General features: G+C 50.3%; 27 protein-coding genes. 19 read left to right on the forward strand and 8 right to left on the reverse strand.

Annotated features, from left to right (window positions below; genetic code table 11):
• Positions 1–41 precede the first annotated feature (41 nt).
• Genes K365_RS0116460 through cobJ form a run of 12 tightly spaced genes read left to right on the forward strand, consistent with a single transcriptional unit; the run spans position 42 to position 11,204 of the window.
• Positions 42–1,007, forward strand: coding sequence for a sirohydrochlorin cobaltochelatase (locus tag K365_RS0116460; protein ID WP_006967261.1), 966 nt, complete (start codon positions 42–44; stop codon positions 1,005–1,007).
• Positions 1,008–1,032: 25 nt separating this feature from the next.
• Positions 1,033–2,061 (forward strand): FecCD family ABC transporter permease, encoded by a 1,029-nt coding sequence (locus tag K365_RS0116465; protein ID WP_006967260.1) that lies wholly within the window; start codon positions 1,033–1,035, stop codon positions 2,059–2,061.
• A complete protein-coding gene (locus K365_RS0116470; RefSeq protein ID WP_024335466.1) occupies positions 2,058–2,858 on the forward strand; it encodes an ABC transporter ATP-binding protein in 801 nt (266 codons plus the stop codon). The genes K365_RS0116465 and K365_RS0116470 overlap by 4 nt, the downstream gene beginning before the upstream one ends.
• Positions 2,852–3,868 (forward strand): ABC transporter substrate-binding protein, encoded by a 1,017-nt coding sequence (locus K365_RS0116475; RefSeq protein WP_024335467.1) that lies wholly within the window; start codon positions 2,852–2,854, stop codon positions 3,866–3,868. The genes K365_RS0116470 and K365_RS0116475 overlap by 7 nt, the downstream gene beginning before the upstream one ends.
• A complete protein-coding gene (locus K365_RS0116480; protein WP_024335468.1) occupies positions 3,849–4,469 on the forward strand; it encodes a precorrin-8X methylmutase in 621 nt (206 codons plus the stop codon). The genes K365_RS0116475 and K365_RS0116480 overlap by 20 nt, the downstream gene beginning before the upstream one ends.
• Before the next feature lie 16 nt (positions 4,470–4,485).
• A complete protein-coding gene (gene cobI / locus K365_RS0116485) occupies positions 4,486–5,250 on the forward strand; it encodes a precorrin-2 C(20)-methyltransferase (RefSeq protein WP_024335469.1) in 765 nt (254 codons plus the stop codon).
• Positions 5,225–6,280, forward strand: a complete 1,056-nt coding sequence (locus tag K365_RS0116490; protein ID WP_337833242.1) for a nucleoside recognition protein — start codon at positions 5,225–5,227, stop codon at positions 6,278–6,280. The genes cobI and K365_RS0116490 overlap by 26 nt, the downstream gene beginning before the upstream one ends.
• Before the next feature lie 15 nt (positions 6,281–6,295).
• Entirely contained in the window at positions 6,296–7,405 is a 1,110-nt protein-coding gene (gene cbiD / locus K365_RS0116495) for a cobalt-precorrin-5B (C(1))-methyltransferase CbiD (RefSeq protein WP_024335471.1), read from the forward strand.
• Positions 7,406–7,408: 3 nt separating this feature from the next.
• On the forward strand, positions 7,409–8,626 hold the full coding sequence (cbiE, locus tag K365_RS0116500; protein WP_024335472.1) for a precorrin-6y C5,15-methyltransferase (decarboxylating) subunit CbiE: 1,218 nt from the start codon (positions 7,409–7,411) through the stop codon (positions 8,624–8,626).
• A 22-nt stretch (positions 8,627–8,648) separates the two neighbouring features.
• Positions 8,649–9,413 carry a precorrin-4 C(11)-methyltransferase gene (gene cobM / locus K365_RS0116505; protein WP_024335473.1) on the forward strand — a complete coding sequence of 255 codons (765 nt, stop codon included), beginning with the start codon at positions 8,649–8,651 and terminating at the stop codon, positions 9,411–9,413.
• Positions 9,379–10,473 (forward strand): cobalt-precorrin 5A hydrolase, encoded by a 1,095-nt coding sequence (locus K365_RS0116510; RefSeq protein WP_084489869.1) that lies wholly within the window; start codon positions 9,379–9,381, stop codon positions 10,471–10,473. Before cobM ends, K365_RS0116510 begins: the two co-directional genes overlap by 35 nt.
• On the forward strand, positions 10,470–11,204 hold the full coding sequence (gene cobJ, locus K365_RS0116515) for a precorrin-3B C(17)-methyltransferase (RefSeq protein ID WP_024335475.1): 735 nt from the start codon (positions 10,470–10,472) through the stop codon (positions 11,202–11,204). The genes K365_RS0116510 and cobJ overlap by 4 nt, the downstream gene beginning before the upstream one ends.
• Before the next feature lie 19 nt (positions 11,205–11,223).
• On the opposite strand, the gene K365_RS27465 is transcribed toward cobJ, so the two are convergent.
• Positions 11,224–11,376 carry an AbrB/MazE/SpoVT family DNA-binding domain-containing protein gene (locus K365_RS27465; RefSeq protein WP_084489870.1) on the reverse strand — a complete coding sequence of 51 codons (153 nt, stop codon included), beginning with the start codon at positions 11,374–11,376 and terminating at the stop codon, positions 11,224–11,226.
• Between the two features lie 396 nt (positions 11,377–11,772).
• Here K365_RS27465 and K365_RS0116530 point away from each other — a divergent pair, with 396 nt between their 5' ends.
• Together K365_RS0116530 and K365_RS29445 are read left to right on the forward strand one after the other, a co-directional pair.
• Positions 11,773–11,961, forward strand: a complete 189-nt coding sequence (locus tag K365_RS0116530) for a hypothetical protein (protein WP_024335477.1) — start codon at positions 11,773–11,775, stop codon at positions 11,959–11,961.
• The gene (locus tag K365_RS29445) at positions 11,958–12,236 is read left to right on the forward strand and encodes a type II toxin-antitoxin system RelE/ParE family toxin (protein WP_024335478.1); all 279 of its coding nucleotides are present in this window, start codon (positions 11,958–11,960) and stop codon (positions 12,234–12,236) included. The genes K365_RS0116530 and K365_RS29445 overlap by 4 nt, the downstream gene beginning before the upstream one ends.
• A 232-nt stretch (positions 12,237–12,468) precedes the next feature.
• Here K365_RS29445 and K365_RS0116540 read toward each other — a convergent pair whose 3' ends face one another.
• The gene (locus K365_RS0116540) at positions 12,469–13,650 is read right to left on the reverse strand and encodes an MFS transporter (protein ID WP_024335479.1); all 1,182 of its coding nucleotides are present in this window, start codon (positions 13,648–13,650) and stop codon (positions 12,469–12,471) included.
• A gap of 448 nt (positions 13,651–14,098) precedes the next feature.
• Between K365_RS0116540 and K365_RS0116545 the strand changes: the two genes are divergently transcribed.
• Positions 14,099–14,305, forward strand: a complete 207-nt coding sequence (locus K365_RS0116545) for a DUF2283 domain-containing protein (RefSeq protein ID WP_024335480.1) — start codon at positions 14,099–14,101, stop codon at positions 14,303–14,305.
• Between the two features lie 246 nt (positions 14,306–14,551).
• Here K365_RS0116545 and K365_RS29450 read toward each other — a convergent pair whose 3' ends face one another.
• Both K365_RS29450 and K365_RS0116550 read right to left on the reverse strand, forming a co-directional pair.
• Positions 14,552–14,761 carry a DUF2281 domain-containing protein gene (locus K365_RS29450; protein WP_084489871.1) on the reverse strand — a complete coding sequence of 70 codons (210 nt, stop codon included), beginning with the start codon at positions 14,759–14,761 and terminating at the stop codon, positions 14,552–14,554.
• Positions 14,707–15,015, reverse strand: a complete 309-nt coding sequence (locus K365_RS0116550; protein ID WP_024335481.1) for a hypothetical protein — start codon at positions 15,013–15,015, stop codon at positions 14,707–14,709. The genes K365_RS29450 and K365_RS0116550 overlap by 55 nt, the downstream gene beginning before the upstream one ends.
• A gap of 225 nt (positions 15,016–15,240) precedes the next feature.
• On the opposite strand from K365_RS0116550, the gene K365_RS0116560 reads away from it, so the two are divergent.
• Complete coding sequence (locus tag K365_RS0116560; RefSeq protein WP_006967240.1) at positions 15,241–15,573, forward strand: DUF6951 family protein; 333 nt, start codon at positions 15,241–15,243, stop codon at positions 15,571–15,573.
• Positions 15,574–15,698: 125 nt separating this feature from the next.
• Here K365_RS0116560 and K365_RS0116565 read toward each other — a convergent pair whose 3' ends face one another.
• From K365_RS0116565 to K365_RS0116580, 4 genes are read right to left on the reverse strand one after another with little or no spacing between them, the layout of a single operon-like run.
• Entirely contained in the window at positions 15,699–16,604 is a 906-nt protein-coding gene (locus tag K365_RS0116565) for a DMT family transporter (RefSeq protein ID WP_024335482.1), read from the reverse strand.
• The gene (locus K365_RS0116570; RefSeq protein ID WP_024335483.1) at positions 16,601–17,257 is read right to left on the reverse strand and encodes a TPM domain-containing protein; all 657 of its coding nucleotides are present in this window, start codon (positions 17,255–17,257) and stop codon (positions 16,601–16,603) included. The genes K365_RS0116565 and K365_RS0116570 overlap by 4 nt, the downstream gene beginning before the upstream one ends.
• Positions 17,258–17,259: 2 nt before the next feature.
• The gene (locus K365_RS0116575; protein WP_029725458.1) at positions 17,260–18,156 is read right to left on the reverse strand and encodes a TPM domain-containing protein; all 897 of its coding nucleotides are present in this window, start codon (positions 18,154–18,156) and stop codon (positions 17,260–17,262) included.
• 11 nt (positions 18,157–18,167) lie between these two features.
• Positions 18,168–18,761, reverse strand: a complete 594-nt coding sequence (locus tag K365_RS0116580; protein ID WP_029725459.1) for a LemA family protein — start codon at positions 18,759–18,761, stop codon at positions 18,168–18,170.
• Positions 18,762–18,931: 170 nt separating this feature from the next.
• On the opposite strand from K365_RS0116580, the gene K365_RS0116590 reads away from it, so the two are divergent.
• The 3 genes from K365_RS0116590 to K365_RS0116600 are packed head-to-tail and all read left to right on the forward strand — an operon-like array spanning position 18,932 to position 20,448.
• Entirely contained in the window at positions 18,932–19,345 is a 414-nt protein-coding gene (locus K365_RS0116590) for a hypothetical protein (protein ID WP_034625074.1), read from the forward strand.
• A gap of 27 nt (positions 19,346–19,372) precedes the next feature.
• Positions 19,373–19,981: an RNA polymerase sigma factor gene (locus K365_RS0116595; protein ID WP_024335487.1), complete on the forward strand. Its 609-nt coding sequence runs from the start codon at positions 19,373–19,375 to the stop codon at positions 19,979–19,981.
• Positions 19,978–20,448, forward strand: a complete 471-nt coding sequence (locus tag K365_RS0116600) for an anti-sigma factor family protein (RefSeq protein ID WP_024335488.1) — start codon at positions 19,978–19,980, stop codon at positions 20,446–20,448. The genes K365_RS0116595 and K365_RS0116600 overlap by 4 nt, the downstream gene beginning before the upstream one ends.
• Position 20,449 lies beyond the last annotated feature (1 nt).

Genomic DNA, 20,449 nt, shown 5'->3' on the forward strand with positions numbered 1-20,449 from the left:
ATCATGGTCAGGGGATTTTTTTATTTCAAGGAGATGAAATCATGATCAAAAACTTCATTCGTTTCATGCTGACCAGCTTGTCTGTCCTTCTGATTTTTTCAATGGCTTACGGCCAAACACCCCGGAAAGCGATTGTGCTGGCCAGTTTCGGCACCTCACATCCGGATGCGTTAAAAGCATTGACCACCATTGAAGAAATCGTTCAAAAAGACCATCCCGACTATATGGTAACCCATGCGTTCACATCCAATGTCATCCGGAAAATATGGCATGACCGCCAGAATGATACCGGATTTCTGGAAGAAAACAAGGAAATCAGCAGGGATTTTTTATACGTGAAGTCGCCGCTGGCAACGGTTGCCGATCTTCAGGACCAAGGGATTAAAACCATTGTTGTTCAGCCCACGCATGTTTTTGCCGGGGAATCTTATGCAGATCTTTGCGCCTATATGTCTGGTCTGAACAGCATCAAAACCCTGCGTGAAAAATACATGCCTTTTGATATCCTTGTCTTAGGCCGTCCGGCCCTTGGCGCACCGTCAGCAACACATTTCTACCAGGAAGATATTCAGGCTGCAGCAAACGCCCTTGAAAATGATATTAAAAAAGCAAAAAAAATGGGTGCTGCCATGGTCTATATGGGACATGGCAACGAGATATACTCCACAGGCGCATATGTTGAACTGGAAGATACCCTGCGGAAAACCTACCCGGACACACGGGTATTCATTGGTGCGGTTGAAGGATTCCCTTTGGTGAGTCACGTGGCAGAAGACCTGAAGCACGCAGGTATTAAAAAAGTTTTTATGAAACCGTTAATGGTGGTGGCCGGTGATCATGCCGGCAATGACATGGCAGGAGATGAACAAGATTCATGGAAAACCCGGTTTGAGCAGATGGGAATGTCGGTCACCTGTGACATTACCGGTCTTGGTGAAAACACCGGATGGGCAAAAATATACAGTGATCACATTTTTGATGTGATCAAAGATGCCGGTATAAAATAAAATGACCGATACCCCGGGAAAAGGGATGAAAATGGTAACGGAAAACCTGGTTCTGCTGGGTCTTTTGTGCCTGATCGTGATCGGTTCCGCCGGGATGGGATATATTCCTGTCCCGTTTTCCGAGGTGACCCGCAGTATTTTTGAAACGGTTTTCCCCGGCCCGGATGCCGGTCAGAAAATCGATGCCGTGATCCGGACAGTGGTCATGGATGTCCGGCTTCCCAGAATTCTGACCGCTGTTTTTGTGGGTGCAGGACTTGCCGTTTCCGGCGCCGTGTACCAGGGGATTCTTTTAAATCCCCTGGCCGACCCCTTTACCCTGGGAATTTCCGCGGGCGCTGCATTCGGCGCATCTCTGGCCATCTTGTTTTTCCCTTCCCTGAACCTGTATATATTACCGGGCTTCGCATTCTCCGGTGCCGCCGTCACTCTTTTGATCGTGATTTTTCTGTCATCCGGACAGACCTTTGACCGGCAGGGTCTTTCCTCAAACTCCCTGATCCTGTCCGGAATTATCGTATCATCCATTTTGTCCGCCGGAATCAGCTTTTTAAAATATCTGGCAGATGAACAGGTGGCCATCATCATTTTCTGGCTCATGGGCAGTTTTGCCTCCCGGACATGGATGGATGTGTCTCTTGTCAGTATTACCGTGGTGGGCGGCTTCATCGTCATCTATTACTTTTCCAGGGACCTGAACATCATTTCCTTAGGCGACCGGATGGCGGTCACACTCGGGGTGGAAACCCGCCGGGTGACGCTTTACCTGCTTTTCACGGCATCCTTTGTCACGGCGATATGTGTGTCCGTCTCCGGAATCATCGGTTTTGTGGGACTTCTGGTGCCGCACATGATGCGGTCGTTTGCAGGACCCGACAACCAGAGACTTTTGCCGGTCTGTTTTCTGGCCGGCGCCATCCTCATGCTTTCCGCAGACACGGTCACCCGGGCCATGCTTCCGGTTGAGATTCCCATCGGCGTGCTCACCGCATTGATCGGCGGTCCTTTTTTCTGCTTTATCTTCAGGAGAAACCATATGAGGACCCGGCAATGACCGAAATCTGCCATGACATCCGGCAGGCGTTTTTTGCCTATGACCGTGACATCGTTCTCACCGGCATCTCGGAAACCTTTAAAAAAGGCCGGTTTTACGGAATCCTCGGACCCAACGGATGTGGTAAAACCACCTTGCTGGACCTGATGGCCGGATTCATTCATCCCCACCGAGGCGAAGTTCGCTTCATGGGCAAATGTTTAAAGAAAACCCCTAAAAAGATCCTGGCAAAACAGATAAGTCTGGTCTCCCAGAATTTTTATATCAACTTTCCCTATCGGGTATCCGACGTGGTCATGATGGGACGATACCCTTATATACCAAGATTTTCCAGGCCCTCTGCCCAAGACTTCCAACGATGTGATCAGGCCATGGAAATCACCGGAATAAGCCGTCTGAAAGACCAGCTTGTCACGGAAATCAGCGGGGGTGAGCGGCAACGGACGGTGTTTGCAAGGGCCCTGGCCCAGGACACGGATATCCTTCTTCTGGACGAAGCCACTTCCAATCTTGACATCCGCCACAGTATCCATCTGCTTGACACGGTTAAAAAAAAGGTGCGTGAAAAAGGCCTGACTGTTATCTCTGTATTTCAGGACATCAATCTGGCAGCGATATTCTGTGATGAAATGGTATTCATGAAAAAGGGAACCCTGGTCAAAAAAGGGCCGACACAAGACCTGATGACCGAACAAATGCTTGAAACGGTGTTTCATATTCAGTCAAAAATACGGTTCGAACCCCTTTACCAGGCCGGGCAGGCCGTGTTTAAAACAGGGAAGGCAGCGTCATGGTGATACAAAGGGGGCTTTTCTTTTTTTGGGTTTTGACCGGCCTGTTCACACCCTGCGTTTCTGCGGATCTTCCCGGGGATGTCAAGCTTGTGGATGAAACCACGCTGATCGACCAGTCCGGGCGGACAATTAATGTGAGCCGGCCGTTTTCACGGATTATATCTCTTTATGGGGCCCACACGGAAAATCTGTTTTATCTGGGTCTGGATTCGGAGATCATCGGGGTGTCCCGATCCGATTCATATCCTGAAAAAGCACAGGAAAAACCGGCCTTTTCATACCATGATGACCCGGAACGGTTCCTGGCGGCCAGGCCGGACCTGGTACTGATCCGGCCCATGATCGACAGGGGGTATGCCAGGCTGACAAAACGGCTGGAGCAAAGCGGCATCACGGTTGTTTCCATCCAGCCCTCAACCATTGAAGAGATGTATCAATACTGGAAAATATTGGGCATACTGACCGGGAAAAAAGACACATCCCACAGGATGATCCAACAATTTCAGCTGGCGGTTGAAAAATTCAATGCATATTCAAAAAACGCAACACCCCCCCAGAAAGTGTATTTCGAGGCCATCCATGACAAAATGAAAACCTTTTCAAACGGCTCCATGGCTGATTTTGTTTTGAAAACCGCCGGGGGCATCAATATTGCCGATGATGCCAGGCCGTCCCGGGGGAGCAACATCGCCGTATACGGCAAGGAACGGATACTGTCAAAAGCAGCGGATATTGATGTGTTCCTGTCCCAGCAAGGCCCCATGAACCGTCCAACCCTGGATCAAATCAAGAATGAGCCCGGATTTTCCGTGATCCGGGCGATCCAAAACAACCGGGTTTACATCATTGACGAGCATATTGTTTCACGGCCCACCATGCGTCTGCTTCACGGCATTCACCAGACCGGAATACGGCTTTACCCCGAATTTTCAGGAACCGCCTGGGATACTGTGTTTCAGGAGGCCATCACACCAATACCAGACAGGATATACGATGAAACCACAGGAAATTGAAACATTAAGCTTCAAGATTATCGACAACGAAGCCCAAGGCCATGGATTCGGACCGGCTGAATGGCCCGTGGTCCGGCGGCTGATTCACACCTCGGCTGATTTTGACTATTTAAACACCATCCGGTTCCATAAAGATGCCATTGCGGCAGGGATTACGGCGATCCGGTCCGGGAAGCCCATTATCACGGACACGGAAATGGCCAGATCCGGCATTCGGAAAACAGCGCTGGTGCCATTCGGCAACCGGGTGATCTGCCGTATCAGTGACAGTGATGTCGCAGACGCGGCCCGGAAAAACGGGACCACCCGGGCCCTTGAAGCTGTGAACCGGTCTGTTCCGGAAATGGAAGGGGGTATTTATGTTGTTGGAAACGCTCCCACGGCCCTGTTACGTTTAATTGAACTGATTCAAGCCCAAAAAGCCTTTCCTGCTCTGATTCTCGGTTTTCCCGTGGGATTTGTCAATGCAGCCGAATCCAAGGCACTTCTTCTGGAACACGATATCCCCTATATCACCAATACCGGCAGAAAAGGCGGCTCCAACATTGCCGCAGGGGCATTGAATGCGCTGATCATTCTTTCCATGGATAAGCAGTCATAACAACAGGAAAAAAAATATGAATCATTCAACAGGTACATTTTACGGTATCGGTGTCGGCCCGGGTGACCCGGAACTGTTGACCCTGAAGGCCGTCCGTATGATCAACCATGTCGACGTCATCTTTGCGGCATCTTCCATCAAAAACAGGCACAGTCTTGCTGTCGAAATCGCAAGACCCCACATTTCAGATCAGGCGGATATCCGGATGCTCTCCTTCCAGATGTCCAACAACGAAGACGAAAAAGAAACGCTGTGGGAAGAAAACGCCCGGGTGATCATGGCGGAACTTGAACAGGGGAAAAATGTGGCGTTCCTGACCCTGGGAGACGTGCTGACCTATTCAACTTACGGATATCTGATCCGGATCATCCGGCAGAAAAATCCCGGTATTCCCATCCGGTCCATTCCCGGCATCCCCTCGTATCTGGCTGCCGCATCCCGGATGAATATGCCCCTGGTGGAAGGGGAGGAATCCCTTTTGATTACCTCCGGTGCCAGAGGAGGGAAAGCGCTGAGAAAATTTTCCGGTTGCGCGGAAAATGTGGTATTACTGAAAACCTACAGAAACATAAAAGATATCAATGACGCCCTTGCAGAGGCCGGCCTGCTCCGGAACAGCCGGGGGGTCTCCCGGTGCGGCCGGGCAGGCGAAAAAATATTTGAGGACGTAACAGATCTTGAAAAACAAAAACCAGACTACTGGTCTTTGATTATTGCCAAACGGAATCTCAAAAAAGACTTGGAAAAAACAGGTCATGATCATGCCGGAATCCACCTTTAAATACAAACCGCTTGCCGTTTCCCTGACTGTATCCGCCGCAATGCTCATGTCAGGACTGATCCTGACAGACAAGGTGACCGTGCCGCAGCTGACCGGCAGGTTGTTGATGCCCCTGCTCACCCTGATGGGTTTTATCGCAGCAGGCCTTGTTGCCGGCCAGGTGATTGAGGCTTCCGGCTGGACCCGGACCCTTGGGGTTGCCGCCAGGCCTTTTTTCAGGTTCGGTCATCTAGGCGATCGCTGCGGCGCCGCATTTACCGCGGCATTTGTATCCGGTGTCACGGCAAACGCCATGCTCCTTGATTTTTACAAAGAAGGAAAAATCACCCGGCAACAACTCTTTGTCACGAATTTTGTGAACCAGTTACCCGCCTATTTTCTCCACCTTCCCACCACTTTTTTCATTGTTCTGCCCTTAACCGGAAAAGCCGGGGTCATTTATTATTTTCTCACATTTCTGGCCACCTTTATCCGGACTTTTCTCTGTCTTGTGTACGGCCGTTTTTTTATTCACCCTGAAACCCGAATGGCAACCAACAGCCAAACGACCGGTGTCCCTGGCAGCCATCCCTCCCGAAAAAAAATGATCCAGGCCATCAAAGAAAAAATTCCAAAGCGCATTTTAACTGTTTTTGTGTATGTACTGCCCGTATATATCGCTGTTTTCATGATCAATACGCTGAATTATTTTGATGCGGCCAACCAGTTTCTGGCCCAAAACCTTTCCCTGGCGTTTATTCCGGTGGAAGCGCTTTCCGTCGTGGTACTCAGTTTTGCCGCGGAATTCACATCCGGATTTGCAGCCGCCGGCGCACTCCTTGATGCCGGGCTTATAAACGTTGAACAAACGGTGCTTGCCCTTTTGGCCGGAAACATTATCGCCTTCCCCCTGCGGGCCATCCGTCACCAGCTTCCCAGGTATATCGGTATCTATTCGCCCAAAATGGGATTACAGATTCTCCTTCTGGGTCAACTTTTCAGGGTATTGAGCCTGATTGCCGTTGGCATCTGTTTTTTTATTTTATATTGAGTATTTCCCAAAAAAATGGCTAAATCAAAAAAACCAGGATTAAAACAAGGGTTTACAACGGGTGCAGCCGCAGCAGCCGCCGTAAAAGGCGCCCTTTATCTTTTGCTGAAAAAAGAAAAAAAGCAATTTGTTACCATCTGTTTCATCGGTGGCGGCCACCGGGACATTGACATTTTTTCACTGGAAAAATCCGGTAAACACACCGCCGTGTGCACCGTGATCAAAGACGCGGGCGATGACCCGGATGTGACCCACAAAGCTGAAATCGGTGCCGTGGTATCAATCAAAGAAACAGAGGTTTCCGTGTTGACCCTTTCAGGCGGGAAAGGCGTGGGACGGGTTACAAAACCCGGCCTTGAAATCCCGCCCGGGCATCCGGCCATCAACAGCGGCCCAAGACAAATGATCACATCCGTGGTTGAAGAGATGCTGGCGGACAGCGGCGGGTCCTTTGCCGTTTCCATAGAAATCTTTGTTCCTGAGGGAGAAACGCTTGCCGGGCATACCCTGAACGCGCGGCTGGGAATTATCGGCGGCATTTCGATTCTGGGAACCACGGGGGTTGTCCGTCCCATGTCCCACGAAGCCTATATTGCCACGATCCGGTCATCTCTTTCCGTGGCCCGGGCATGCGGTGTAAAAAGAATATTTTTTACCACGGGAAGAAGAAGTGAACGGTTTGCCCAAAAATATTTTACGGATGATCCGGTAGAAGCGTTTATCCAGATGGGTGATTTTTTTAAACTGTCCCTTGAATCAGCGGCCCGGATGGGATTTTCAGACATCGTGCTGGCTGTTTTTTTTGGAAAGGCCCTTAAAATGGCAGATGGACTTCCCCATACCCATGCGGCAAAAACAGATCTGTGTCTGAAAACACTTTCCCGGTGGACACTGGCGCTTACGGGAAATGAAGCGGCCGCCCAAAACATTGTATCCGCCAACACGGCAAGACAGGCTTTTTTTATGCTTGAACACACGGCACCCGCCGTGATCGCCCGGGTGGGGTCGGAAATCATTTGCTCAGCCCGGTCTTTTTCAGGAATCTCTGTCAATATCCGGGCGATCATTTTTGATTTCAGCGGCAGGATATATTTTGACTCAAATCCATCACGCAGGAAGACTTAAATCATGTTATCCGTCATTGGACTCGGCCTTTCCCGAAACGACCTGACCCATACCCATTTGGCCCTCATACAAACAGCGGATGTCCTTTCCGGCGGGGCCCGTCACCTGGCCCTGTTCCCGCTGTTTTCCGGAGAAAAAATTGAAATTAAAAAAAATTTAGACACCCTGCCCGGCCTGTTTCTGGACAAACTGGCACAAGGAAAAAACATTGTGGTCCTGGCTTCGGGAGATCCCCTTTTTTTCGGCATCGGCGCGTATCTGGCCGACCGCATCGGAAAAGACAGAATACAAATATACCCCAACATCAGCGCCGTGGCAGCGGCATTTGCCAGGATCAAAGAATCCTGGCAGGATGTCCGGGTGATGAGTTTTCACGGCCGTCCGTTTGAAAACAGGCACTTGGGTGATTTCAGGACCCATGATAAACTCGCTGTTTTTACGGACCCTGTCCAAACACCGGCCAGGATCTGCCGCACCCTGGGTGAAAACCAGATCACTGATTTTCAGATCTGTGTTCTGGAACGGCTCGGCAGCAGGGATGAAACCCTTACCTGGTTTGATCCGGGACAACCAGTGGAAAGGGATTTCTCAGAACCGAACCTGGTGGTGTTTCTCAGGGAAAAAAATGATCCGGCCCAAAGCGTTGTGCCGGTTTTTCCGGGAATGCCCGATGACCGGTTCCATCACGAACAGGGCCTGATCACCAAACCTGAAATCCGTGTTATTTCACTTTCAAAACTGAGGCTCCAGCCGGACCATATCTTGTGGGATCTGGGTGCCGGAAGCGGTTCCGTCTCCATTGAAGCGTCATATTATATTACCGGGGGAATGATCTATGCCGTTGAAAAAAAAGACACCCGGATCCAGGACATTCACAGAAACAGGAACACATTCGGGGTGAAAAACCTCACTGTCTGTCAGGGGCATCTCCCCGGAGAAATGGAAACCCTGCCGGATCCGGACCGTATTTTTATCGGGGGCGGCGGCAAAGACCTGCCGTCCATCATCCGTGCCGCCGGGGCACGAATAAAGGAAAACGGAATCATGGTTATCAATACCGTGCTGATCAGCAACATGACTGCAAGCCTTGACATGCTTTCTTCCATGGGATTTGACACCCGGATCATCCAGGTACAGGTAAATACCGGGCATGGTATGCCCTGGGGGCAGATGCTGAAAAGCCGGAATCCTGTGTTTATCATACAGGGGATCAAACAATAGGAACAAAACAGGAGAAAAACAGATGCAGCGACATCCGGTAATATTTGTAGGTGCCGGTCCGGGTGATCCGGAACTGATCACCGTCAAGGGACAGAAGGCAATGATGGCGGCAGACCTGGTGGTCTATGCCGGGTCCCTGGTCCCCGAAACCCTGCTTAAATGGGCAAAAAATGCCACGGCCGTAAACAGTGCCCCCCTGCACCTGGATGAGATTATTCATATGATGGCAGATGCGGTAAAACAGGGGAAAAAAGTGGTGCGCCTGCATACGGGAGATCCCTCCCTTTATGGCGCTATCCAGGAACAGATGGTTCAACTGGACCAACAGGGGATCCCGTATACGGTGATTCCCGGGGTCACGGCCGCCTTTGCCGCTGCAGCCGCCATGAAAATGGAATACACCCTTCCTGAAATCACGCAGACCCTCATCCTGACGCGGATCGCCGGAAGGACACCGGTCCCGGAATCCGAAAACCTCAAAGCCCTTGCCGCGCACCGGGCTTCCATGGCAATCTATTTAAGCATCGCCCAGGCCGGACAGGTCCAAAAGATACTGGCCGAACACTATGGAGAAGATTTTATCTGCGCCATTGCCGTCAAGGTGTCACAGCCGGAAGAACGCCTGTATTATATCCCTGTAAAAAATCTGTCGGAAACCATTCAAAAGGAAAAAATTAAAAGCCAGGCCCTGATTGTGGTCAGCCCGTTTCTGAACATGGAAAAGTCACGGATGCCGTATCAATCCAAATTATATGACAAAGACTTCAGACATGAATACCGGGGCTGATATGGCCATCTGGGCGTTGACCCCCCATGGGGTTTTTCTTTCAAAAAAACTGGGTGCCCATTTTTCCGGTGCCGATCTTTTTGTATCTGAACGCCTTGACGTTCCATGGTGCAAAAAAACATTCACCCGCTTAGGCGATGCCGTTGCAGACCAGTTTCATGCCTATGGGGCGCATATTTTTATCATGGCCGCAGGCATTGCCGTCCGGGTGATTGCACCGCATATCAGGAAAAAAACAACAGACCCGGCCGTGGTGGTCATTGATGATGCCGGACGGTTTTGCATTTCCCTGCTTTCCGGTCATTTAGGGGGGGCAAACCGGCTTTCAGAATCCGCAGCCCGGGTGATCAATGCGGTGCCGGTCATCACCACGGCGACGGATGCAAACGATTTGCCTTCCATGGACATGATCGCCAGGGACCAGAATCTTGAAATCGAAAATCCATCCGCCGTTAAAACCATCAATATGATGTTTTTAAAAAACCACCCCGTATTCATGCACGATCCCTATGGATTGCTGGCAGGAAAAATCCCTGCCCGGCTCATCAGGAAAAGTGCCGCCGAAAACCCGGATGCACCATCCATCATCGTGGATGACCAAACCCGGACGACAGGCAGGCATGACCTGGTTCTCCGTCCCAGAATTCTTTTTGCCGGGATCGGATGCAACCGGGGAACTGAAATGTCTGAAATCAGCGGCCTGCTGAAAAAAGTTTGTGACAAACACAGCCTGTCCATACACAGCATCCGGGCCATCGCCACCATTGATTTAAAAAAGGATGAACCCGGTATTCTTGAACTGGCCCAACGCCTTTGTGTGCCCCTTTACTTTTACGACAGCGACACACTCAACCAGGTAAGTCCCGTTTCCGAAGTATCACCCTTTGCAGAAAAATATACAGGAGCAAAAAGCGTATGCGAAGCAGCAGCCATCCTCTCGGCAACCCCGGGGAAACTGATTGTAACCAAACAGAAAACCAGGCAGGTCACCATTGCCATCGCCCGAACAACAATATCCTGTTCATCGTCGGGATCGGACCGGGACATCCCGACCATATGACCCGCCGTGCAGGCGCAGCCATTGATGAAGCCGGCGTGATTGCCGGATACACCACATATGTGGACCTGATCCAGGATCGGATCAAAGGAAAAGAAATCATTGCCACCACCATGAAAAAAGAAGTGGATCGGGTGATTGCAGCCATAGATGCAGCGCTTTCCGGAAAAAAATGTGCACTTATTTCTTCCGGTGATCCCGGAATTTATGCCATGGCCGGCCTTGTCCTGGAAATCTGCCGACAAAAACAGATTCCTGTAGCCAGGACAGCAGGTGACCCTGTACCTGAAAACGGTCTCCGGGTGGAAGTGGTGCCGGGCATTCCCGCCCTGGCCTCGGCAGCATCTCTTTTAGGCGCCCCCCTGACCCATGACTTTGCCTGTATCAGTTTAAGCGATCTTTTGACACCCTGGGATCTGATCGAAAAACGGATTGAATGTGCGGCCATGGCTGATTTTGTCATCGTGATCTTCAATCCGAAAAGCCGGAAGAGAAACTGGCAGCTTCAAAAAGCCATGGAAATCATACTGAAATACCGGGATGCGGATACCCCCACAGGCATTGTCCAAAATGCCATGCGTGACCGTCAGAACGTATCGATAATCCCTTTAAACGGCCTTGATACAGCGGATGTGGATATGCTGACAACGGTAATTGTCGGAAACAGCACCTCGAATACGTACCTGGATTTCATGTATACCCCGCGGGGATATTCAAAAAAATATGATTTTTAACCGTTGTTCGGTCAACTCATCAATGCCCATGTCTGGCTTTTCTGATCTTGATCATATCATCTTCAATTTCAAAAGCGATCCCATCACCCGCATCAAGCCCAAGCCGTTCTCTTACTGGTTTGGGCACAGTGGCCTGACATTTTTTGGTGAGTTTGCTGATAACTGTCTGCATGGGCACCTCCTGCTGAATAGGTGTATTACGGTAATACTATCATGCTGTGCAATACATCACACCCGGTTACCGGATGAAAATCCGATAACCTCGCCTTGATTTTTTGATCAATATCAGACATATTGTCACCATATAAAATTAAGTGGAAACAATATGTCTTGCGTGCCAATGAAAAAAAATCCTGAAATAATATTTCGTGAAAATGGTGGACAGCTTCGTAAAATTTACAATGTGACAAAAACACTGACCGATTGTTTCAAATTTCGAAATAAAATTGGCATGGATATCGTTCTGCGTTATTTTTATATGAAAGAACTGATCAACCTGCCAGAATCTTTCATTGTTTGTTGAGCCAGACAGGCATGGCCGTTATTCAGATTAAACAAGGAGGTTCACATGACAACGATATTGGAAAAGGATGAAGCGCATAGCCTTATTGATCGTATGCCAGCTGACGCTACCTGGGATGATTTAATGCGGGAAATATATATTCGGGAGACGATTAAGCGCGGTCTGGCGGACAGCGTTGCGGGCCGGACCAAGGATGTAAAAGAAGTTCGTGCCAAATATGGTTTGCTGGAATGAGGGTCCATTGGACAGATACGGCGGAAAAGCATTTAGATGCCATTCACGCTTATATTGCACTTGATTCGCCGGGGTACGCAAAGCGTATGGTGGATCGAATAACAGGAAGATCTCAACAGATAACAGATTTCCCATTTTCTGGACGAAAAGTCCCAGAATATGATTTGGAAAAAATCCGTGAAGTCATAGAAGGCCCCTACCGCTTAATTTATCACATAAAACCAGACCAGATCGACGTTTTAGCCGTAATCCATGGGGCAAGGGATTTGTTGTGAATTCAAGACCCCCCGAACAAGCAGCACGAGAAAACATTGGCACCATGCTTGAGCACTCAGGCTGGGTAGTGGTGGATAAAACCGCCAGATCCGGGCCATTACCAATCTTGAAACATCCTTCCGGGGAAACCGGCTAAAACGGCTGCAAACTGGGGAAATCCGACTGCCCCGAGGTTATGACAACGCCGCCTTCTGCCATGCGCTTCCTCATCTTTCTGGAATTCCCATTCATTCAGGGGCGGGTCTGGCCCCGGCCAATTTTCCGGCTCCCGTATCCAAGCACCCATTGAACCAATGCCTGCAACAAAAAAAGCAGCGCCAGAACATGGAATCCGGTAAAGCCCCGGGCCGCTTCCCCGAACATCCCCAGGGCTGCCGGGCCTATAAAGAAACCGATTCCCCAGAACAGATAGAACGCGCCGGATATAGTGCCTTTCAAAGAATCCGCCACGGCATTGTTCAGCCATGACAGGGCAGACACGCAGAACACGCCCAGCCCGAAACTGGCTAAAAAAAGCCAGGGGTAAATCCCCCAACCGTCCCTGCCCGGAAACATCCCAAGGCCCGCAGTGATCATGAACAGTCCCAGGATCATGGTCTTGGTCCGCCCATGCCGGTCGGATACGGGGCCCGTAATGATCTGGGACAGGCTGATGCCGATATAAAACAGGGTGAAAAACCCGCCAATCTGGGCCTGTGTAAATCCTTTTTCCTGGATCAGAAAACCGGGAAGCACGGTCAGGGAAGCCCCGTATCCGGCCCCATACAGAATAATGCCCGAGAACACGGCCAGGATACCCGGATAGGCAAGGATCTTTTTAAGCCCGCCGGTATCCAGGGCCGTTTCAACCCCGCTTCCTTCTGCCCGGGGATCTTTGACCGTCACAAAAATAAGAAAAGCCCCCAGGAGCCCTGACAGGGCAAACAGCACAAAGGGTTCATTTTTCACCCACACCCCGGCCATCAGAATTCCGAAGCCACTGCCAAGGGTGAGCCCCAGATGGAGCGATGCATTGTAAGCCCCGATCATTTTTCCCTTGGCTGCGGGATACAGCATGGACAAAAGGGCCGGTGCCAGGGCCCACAAGGGAGCTTCACCGATTCCCTGGAGCAGCCGCCCAAAAAAGATCATCGCCTGGGTCTGTGAAAAACAGTATATGAGCCCGGAAGCCGAACAGATCAGGTACCCGGCCACCAGAAAACGCCGGCACCCATACCGGTCAGACAAACGCCCTGTGGGAAACTGGAGCAATACAAACGGGACGGCAAACGCAGAGGCCAGATAGCCGACGGTCTTTAACGACCCGGTAAAGGTGATGATTTTCTGGGGCAGCAGCGGGACGATCATCCCGACCCCGAACATGAACAAAAATACTGACAGATTCAACCCAATGATGGATATCCGTTTTTCCATAATAATTCCGCCTGTAATTGATGCCTCCCACGCTTGCACAGAAAAGATGCCGAACAAATGCACAGCTCCGGCTTCTTCCTGAACAAAAACCAGGGGGACCGATTTTATGATGCCACGTGATTACCTGACAGCAGATCAGCTGTTACAGGGCGGCGGCGGCAGAATCAGTTGAAAAAACATTCGTAAACTCCTGTTGGTTGATGGATCAAACAACTCTACATAACAGCATCCCTGGACATTGTAAATCAATTTCAGGATCAGAGTTTATGTAAAAGTCGGTAAACGGAGTCAGAACCCCGGTTCGTCAGGTGCCTCACAATCTGATGGACGGATCAGATTGTGGGGCAAAATAGATGAAATCGGAAAATATTTGAGAGTTATATTGCTTGAAGACGGTTAAACGGTGCATAATGCATTTTTAGATAGATCCTACAGGGAGGAATGAAACATGAGATTGAAATATTTTTCCGATACAGATACCGCTCACATAGAATTCACTGACAATGAAGTCCATGAAACAAAAGAAATCAGTGAAAATATCTATATTGACATCGATGCAAACGGCAACATAGTCAACATGACAGTTGAACATGCAAAAGACAACGCCGGGCTCTGGGAATTCTCTTATCAGGAAATGTCTCGTCAAACTGCATAGAAATGTCAGGACAGTCAGATTGATTTTTTTCGTCAAACCCTTTACCCGCAAGGGATACCGGCATCTTTTATTTGATGATTGTCGGAAATGCAAATTTTTGTATTTCCGATAATTGTATCCACCTGAGAGACTGAAAGGGCCTTAAATTGGGGACATCCGACTGCCCCAACCTTTTGAAAGCGCCGATTATCTGGTCCATTCAAAGTTAATGACTGGGAACGGTTTATAAATCACCAACAACACTCATCAAAAAGCCAGAGCAATGCGTGTGTATCCAGTAGAAGATTCATTCCATATATTCCTTGAATCTTCAAGCGGATCATCGAAATCATCGCGCATATGTATTAATCCTTTGAGTGTACCGGCTTTTCTTTTTGGTTTTTTTGTCCCATTCGTCTTTTTCAGAATAATAACTTCAAAAGAATTTCCTGTGAAAGGAATATCTTCATCAAGTATTTGTGCAGCGGCTCAGCCGGGTGACGGTGCTGTTTTCTGTGCCTGCTGACTAAAAGCGCCGCAATCACCTGAACGATCAGCTGCGCCGGCCGATTTTTTGCTCCGGTATCGAAGCCACCATTGTAACAATGCCTGCAACAAAAAAAGCAGCGCCAGAACATGGAATCCGGTAAAGCCCCGGGCCGCTTCCCCGAATACACCCAACGCTGCCTGGCCTGGAAAGAATCCGCAAAAACACGGATCTTGAGTCCCATTACATCTCCTTGCTCAGAGCGCTGGGGAAGCAGAAAGGCATGATCGGCCAGATTTTTGTCAAATCCCAGAAGCAGATCCAGGACCCGGCCAAGCTGTATAAGATCATCCATATGATTGATATGGAATCGATCCATGGACGATAGCGCATAAATATAGTAAGACTGATTCAGTCGGCGTAGAGAATCCTCCGGCTGATGATAAAGATATGAAAAAGGAAAATCACAATGACAACCGTTGAAATAAATGCCGGCATCTGCGGCTTTACCACTTTGGTGTATGCAGAAAAAACAAATGGTTATAACGCTTTGTTCAGACTGGAAAGCCAGTGTCCCAACTGGCAGAAGGTCAATGAGCTTCTGGGCGGCCAGGAGATGGATTTGATGGCGGAACTGTTTAAAAACAGGCAGACCGGGGAGTTTCATTCCATCCTGCTGGAGACCGTGTTAAAAACCATCCCCCACATTTCCTGCCCGGTTATATCCGGGATTTTCAAGGCCCTGGAGGTGAGTGCCGGACTGGCCCTGCCCAAAGATGCGGCCATCTGCTTCAAAGAATAGACCTGCCATGGACCTGAGTACGTTTGAATGCATGCAATGCCACGCCTGCTGCCTGCAGCCGGGATAGGTCGGCTTCCCCAGTGAAAGTATCCAGTGAATTCATTGCCTGATTTTTGCAGACCCCGTCATCCACACGACCTGTTCTTCGGAGACCGGTTCACCAGGTAAATGCCGGCACAGACCAGGGCCAGGCCCAACCAGACCATGATGCCTGCGGGTTCAGACAGAATCACAGCACCGAAAAAAACACCGAACAGCGGGGCCAGAAAAGTGAACGCGGTCAGCCCGCTCACCGCAAAATTGTGAATCATCCAGAACCAGAGGGTGTAACTGAAAAAGGCCACCACGACAATCTGATATGCCATTGCCCACAGAACCCCGGCAGCCGGGACAATGGTATAATCCTGTTCAAACAGGAGTGATCCTGCCAGCAGAATCGGAATGGCAAACACCAGTTGTGAAAACAGGGTCTGGTAATGACTGACGGTCACTGTCTGGCTGATCCGTTTGATATACAATGTGGTCGCGGCCCAGAAAACGGCTGCGGCCAAAGACATCACATCCCCGATCCAGTTGTTTTCCGGCAGCAGGGGAGACTGAATCCTGAAAACCATCCACAACCCGGCAAATGCCAGTATCAGCCCGGCCGCTTTCACAGGATGCAGCCGGTCCTGGTCCACGAAAAAATGGGCGCCCAGGGCCACCCAGAATGGATGGGAATACAAAAAAATGGTGGCTCGGGAAGCGGTGGTAAACACAATACTCCAGTATAAAAACAAAAAATCAAGCCCGAACAGCAGACCGATCATCACACCATGTCTTCGGGCGCCTTTGGGAAAAAGAACGCGCTGTCCCTTGAATTTGGCCCAGAGCAGCACCAGAAACCCGGCTGCCACGGACCGGATGGTGGCCGCCAGCAACGGGGGTATCCCCTGGTTGCTGAATTTGATGCTGACCGCATTACCGCCCCAGATGGCACAGACCAGCAACAGCAGAAGACCGGCGGTCAGAGATATTTTTCCATTATTCAATTTTGTTCCACAATCAGGTTTTTCAGCTCATTTTGATCATCGGAACGGATGGGGAAATGTGTCTTGAGCAGTTGTCCGGCTTCTTTGACCGCCTGGCAGATGGCTGCTGCCTGATTTTTCTGTTTAATGCCATCCGTAATCATGCGGATGATTTTATCCCACTGGTCTTTTGACACCTTGGTGTTGATGCCCTGGTCCCCAAGGATCCAGACCCGTCGTTCGAAAACAGAGATGAAAATCAAAATTCCTGTCCTGTCCCGGGTCTGATACAGCCCCTCACGAAGAAAACTGACCATGGCCGCCTCTTTGACTTCCTCCTCGATTTCCCTCTGGGAGATGAACATACGCTTCAGCCATGGAAGGTGTTTGCAGGTCTGGTGAAAGGTAATGAAGCAGATGGTTAAAATGCCCAAAAAAAGCCACATGTTCTGGTTGCCGATCCACAGCCAGCTGCCGATGAAATAGCTGAGTATCAATGACACGGGAAGCGCAAACGCCATTCCGCCGATGACATCGGCCATGGGATAGGAATAGCTTCTTGAAACCACCATGGGAACGATTTCACCGGCAGTCTCCAGTTCCACTTCCCTCACTGTTTGAATAATTTTTTCCCTGTCCTGATCCGACAAAAATTGTTGCGCCAAAGATTTCATGATTACCACCCCCCGGAAGCGCCGCCGCCGCCGAAACCGCCGCCGCCTCCTGAAAAACCGCCAAAACCGCCCCCGCCGAAACCGCCCCTTCCCACACCGCCGCCGCCCAGCCAGAATCCGCCGCCATGCCGGCTTTGGGTAGAAGACGAATTAAAGCTGAGCGGGGAGCCCAAAAAGCTCATGGCCAGTCCGCCCATCGCACCTATGGGAATCAGCAGCAGGAGCCATAAAAAACCAAAATTAAAAAACATGGCCCCCAGGATGGGAAAAAACAGGCCTCCGGACAGGGCACCTAAGGGCCGGCGGATTCTTCCCAGCATATTGATCAGAACAAAAAAGACAATCAAACCAAAGATGCCTGATTGCCCCCGGGCAGAACCGGATTCAGGACGGCGGCTGTTTTCTGCCGCCTTGAATTCTCCCCGGACCACCTGGGTCATGGCCTGTACCCCGTCCATCACTCCCTGGTCAAAATTGCCTGTTTTAAACCGGGGGACAATAATATTCTGAATAATACGTCCGGCCATCAGATCGGTCAGGGTCCCCTCCAGGCCGTACCCCACCTCAATGCGAAGTTTGCGGTCATTTTTGGAAATAATAAGGATGGCACCGTTATCCAGGTTTTCCTGGCCGATTTTCCAGGTTTCAGCCACCTGGATGGCGTATTCCTCGATATTCTCTCCTTCAAGAGAAGGAATCGTCAGTACGGCAATCTGTGTGGAATCGGTCTGTTCCAGATCACTGAGTACGGTTTCAAGCTGATTTTTTGTGGCGGCAGACAGTATGTTCGCATAGTCGTTCACCCGGGCTTTCAGCTTCGGCACTTCCAGTCCGTATGTCTGGGCAGCGAAAAAAAAGATCAAAAGGCTGACCATCCACATATAATGTCTCTTCCGCATAATCCTTTCCCTTATTGGGTAAAATTAACACTGGGTACATGCTTTGCCGTCTCTTCCGCCTGAAAATATTCCTTCCGGTCAAGATGCAGCATCAGTTTGTTGGTCAGATTGTTTGGAAATTTCCGGATGGAGAAATTAAAGCGTTCCACGGCCTGGTTATACCTCTGACGCGCCACATTGATACGGTTTTCCGTCCCTTCCAGCTGATTTTGAAGGTCCAGAAAATTCTGACTGGCTTTCAGATCCGGATATCTCTCCACAACCACCATAAGCCGGGACAGGGCTGAAGAAAGTCCTCCCTGCATCTGCCTGAGACGCTCCATGGCTTCCGCACTTCCTAAATCCTCCTGGGACAGTTGAACGGAAGTTGCTTTGGACCGGGCTTCAATCACGGCTTCAAGGGTTTCTTTTTCATGGGACGCATACCCTTTGACCGTCTCCACAAGGTTGGGGATAAGGTCGGCACGTCTTTGCAGGCTGGATTCCACATCTCCCCATGCCTTGAACACGGTCTCTTCATTCTGCTGGATGGTGTTGTATCCGCAACCGGATATCAATCCGAGTGCAAGAAACAACATCATGTAACGAACCATATGTTTAATCATTGATACCTCCGTTTTAAGATTCTTAAGCCATCAGAATCAATTTAAATCCAGAATCAAGACATTTGTTTGAACATTTTTCTTTTTACGGTGTCTACCTGGTATAAAAGCCCCTGATTTTTATTTACACAAACAGGGTATCACATGTAACATAAAAAATGGAGCACTCAAAAATGAAATATTTGATCTCAATTACGACGGCGGTTGTGATGGTCATCTGCCTGTCCACGGCACCGGCCCAGGCGGACAGAAAAACCCGGGAGGGCTTTCTTTTGGGCGTCGGTGCTGTGGTGCTGGGAAGTGTCATTTACCAGGGCCTGAATCAGCCGCATGCTTACCAGGGAACTCAGCGCCGTCATGTGCCCCCAGCCTATGATAACCGAGGCACGCAATGCCGGACTCCCCGGATGTATGACCGGCACCCTGCAGGGCGCTGGGAAGTGAGACAGATCTGGGTGGCACCGGGCCATGACTCCCGCTGGAAATCAGACCGTCACCGGAAAGGAAAATGGAACAACAGCCGGCATGATAAATTCAAGGATCGGGATGGATACAGGAAAGAAGTGCGGGTGTGGATCGGAAACTAATCCGGCCGGAACAGGCAATGGACTGCTGTGAACACAGATGCGCGTGCAGATAGGATCCGGGATGAAAAAGACCTGGTGGAACAGCTCAGGCAAGGCCGGAAACATGCTTTTGATGTTCTGGTGGCCCGGTTTCAGAAACCTTTGCTCAAGGTGGCTTACGGCATCACCCTGGATGTGGAGGAGAGCCGGGAAATTGTTCAGGATGTGTTCACCACGGTATTTCGTCAGATCCACTCATTCAGGCAGGATACCCTGCTTTACACATGGCTGAGAAAAATCACGGTCAACCATTGCCTCAACTGGAAGCGCAAATGGAAACGGCGGTTCAGGTGGCACCATGACCCCATCACCGCTGAAAATGAGAACACCGTTTCAGGAAAAGATACGCCTTTGGATACACCGGAAACACTGATACAGAAAAAACAGTTCAGGGACCGGCTCATGGAAGCGGCCAGGCACCTTCCGGAAAAAACACGGGTGGTCTTTGTGCTGTATGCACTGGAAGGTCTTTCATACGAGGAGATTGCCGATTTTCTCCATATCCGGAAAGGCACGGTGGCCTCACGGCTGTATCACGCCCGAAAACAGGTGGCCCGGGTGCTGGACCCGAAAAAACCCCAGGAGACCCCGGTATGACAAACACATGCGGTAAATATACAGAAAAACAGATCAGCCGGTACGTGGACGGCGATCTTTCCCGGCATCAGATCCGGCGGATCCGGCAGCACCTGGACACCTGTCCGGACTGCCGTCATCTGGCCGCGCAATTTCAAGAGGTCACCCGAACGTTCAATGAACTGACTGAACTGCCCGGGGTCTCCATTGACCCGGCCCGGGTGCACGAAAAATTGGAACAACCGGCAAAAAAACCGGTCGCTCTCCGGACTGACCGGTTTTTCCGCCGGCCGGTCCGGCCTTTTCTGGTGGCTGCCGCATCCCTTGCGGCCCTGTTTGTCATCACTGTGTTTGCCCTGACTAATGACGGCCCGGCAATTGCCGGCCCCAGTGCCATTGTCAAATCCATTGATACCGATTATACTGCGGTCATGATTTTTGAAACACCCGATACCCATCATACCATTATCTGGTATTCGGAGACCTGAC

The sequence above is a fragment of the Desulfotignum balticum DSM 7044 genome (assembly GCF_000421285.1).
Classification (GTDB): Bacteria; Desulfobacterota; Desulfobacteria; order Desulfobacterales; family Desulfobacteraceae; genus Desulfotignum; species Desulfotignum balticum.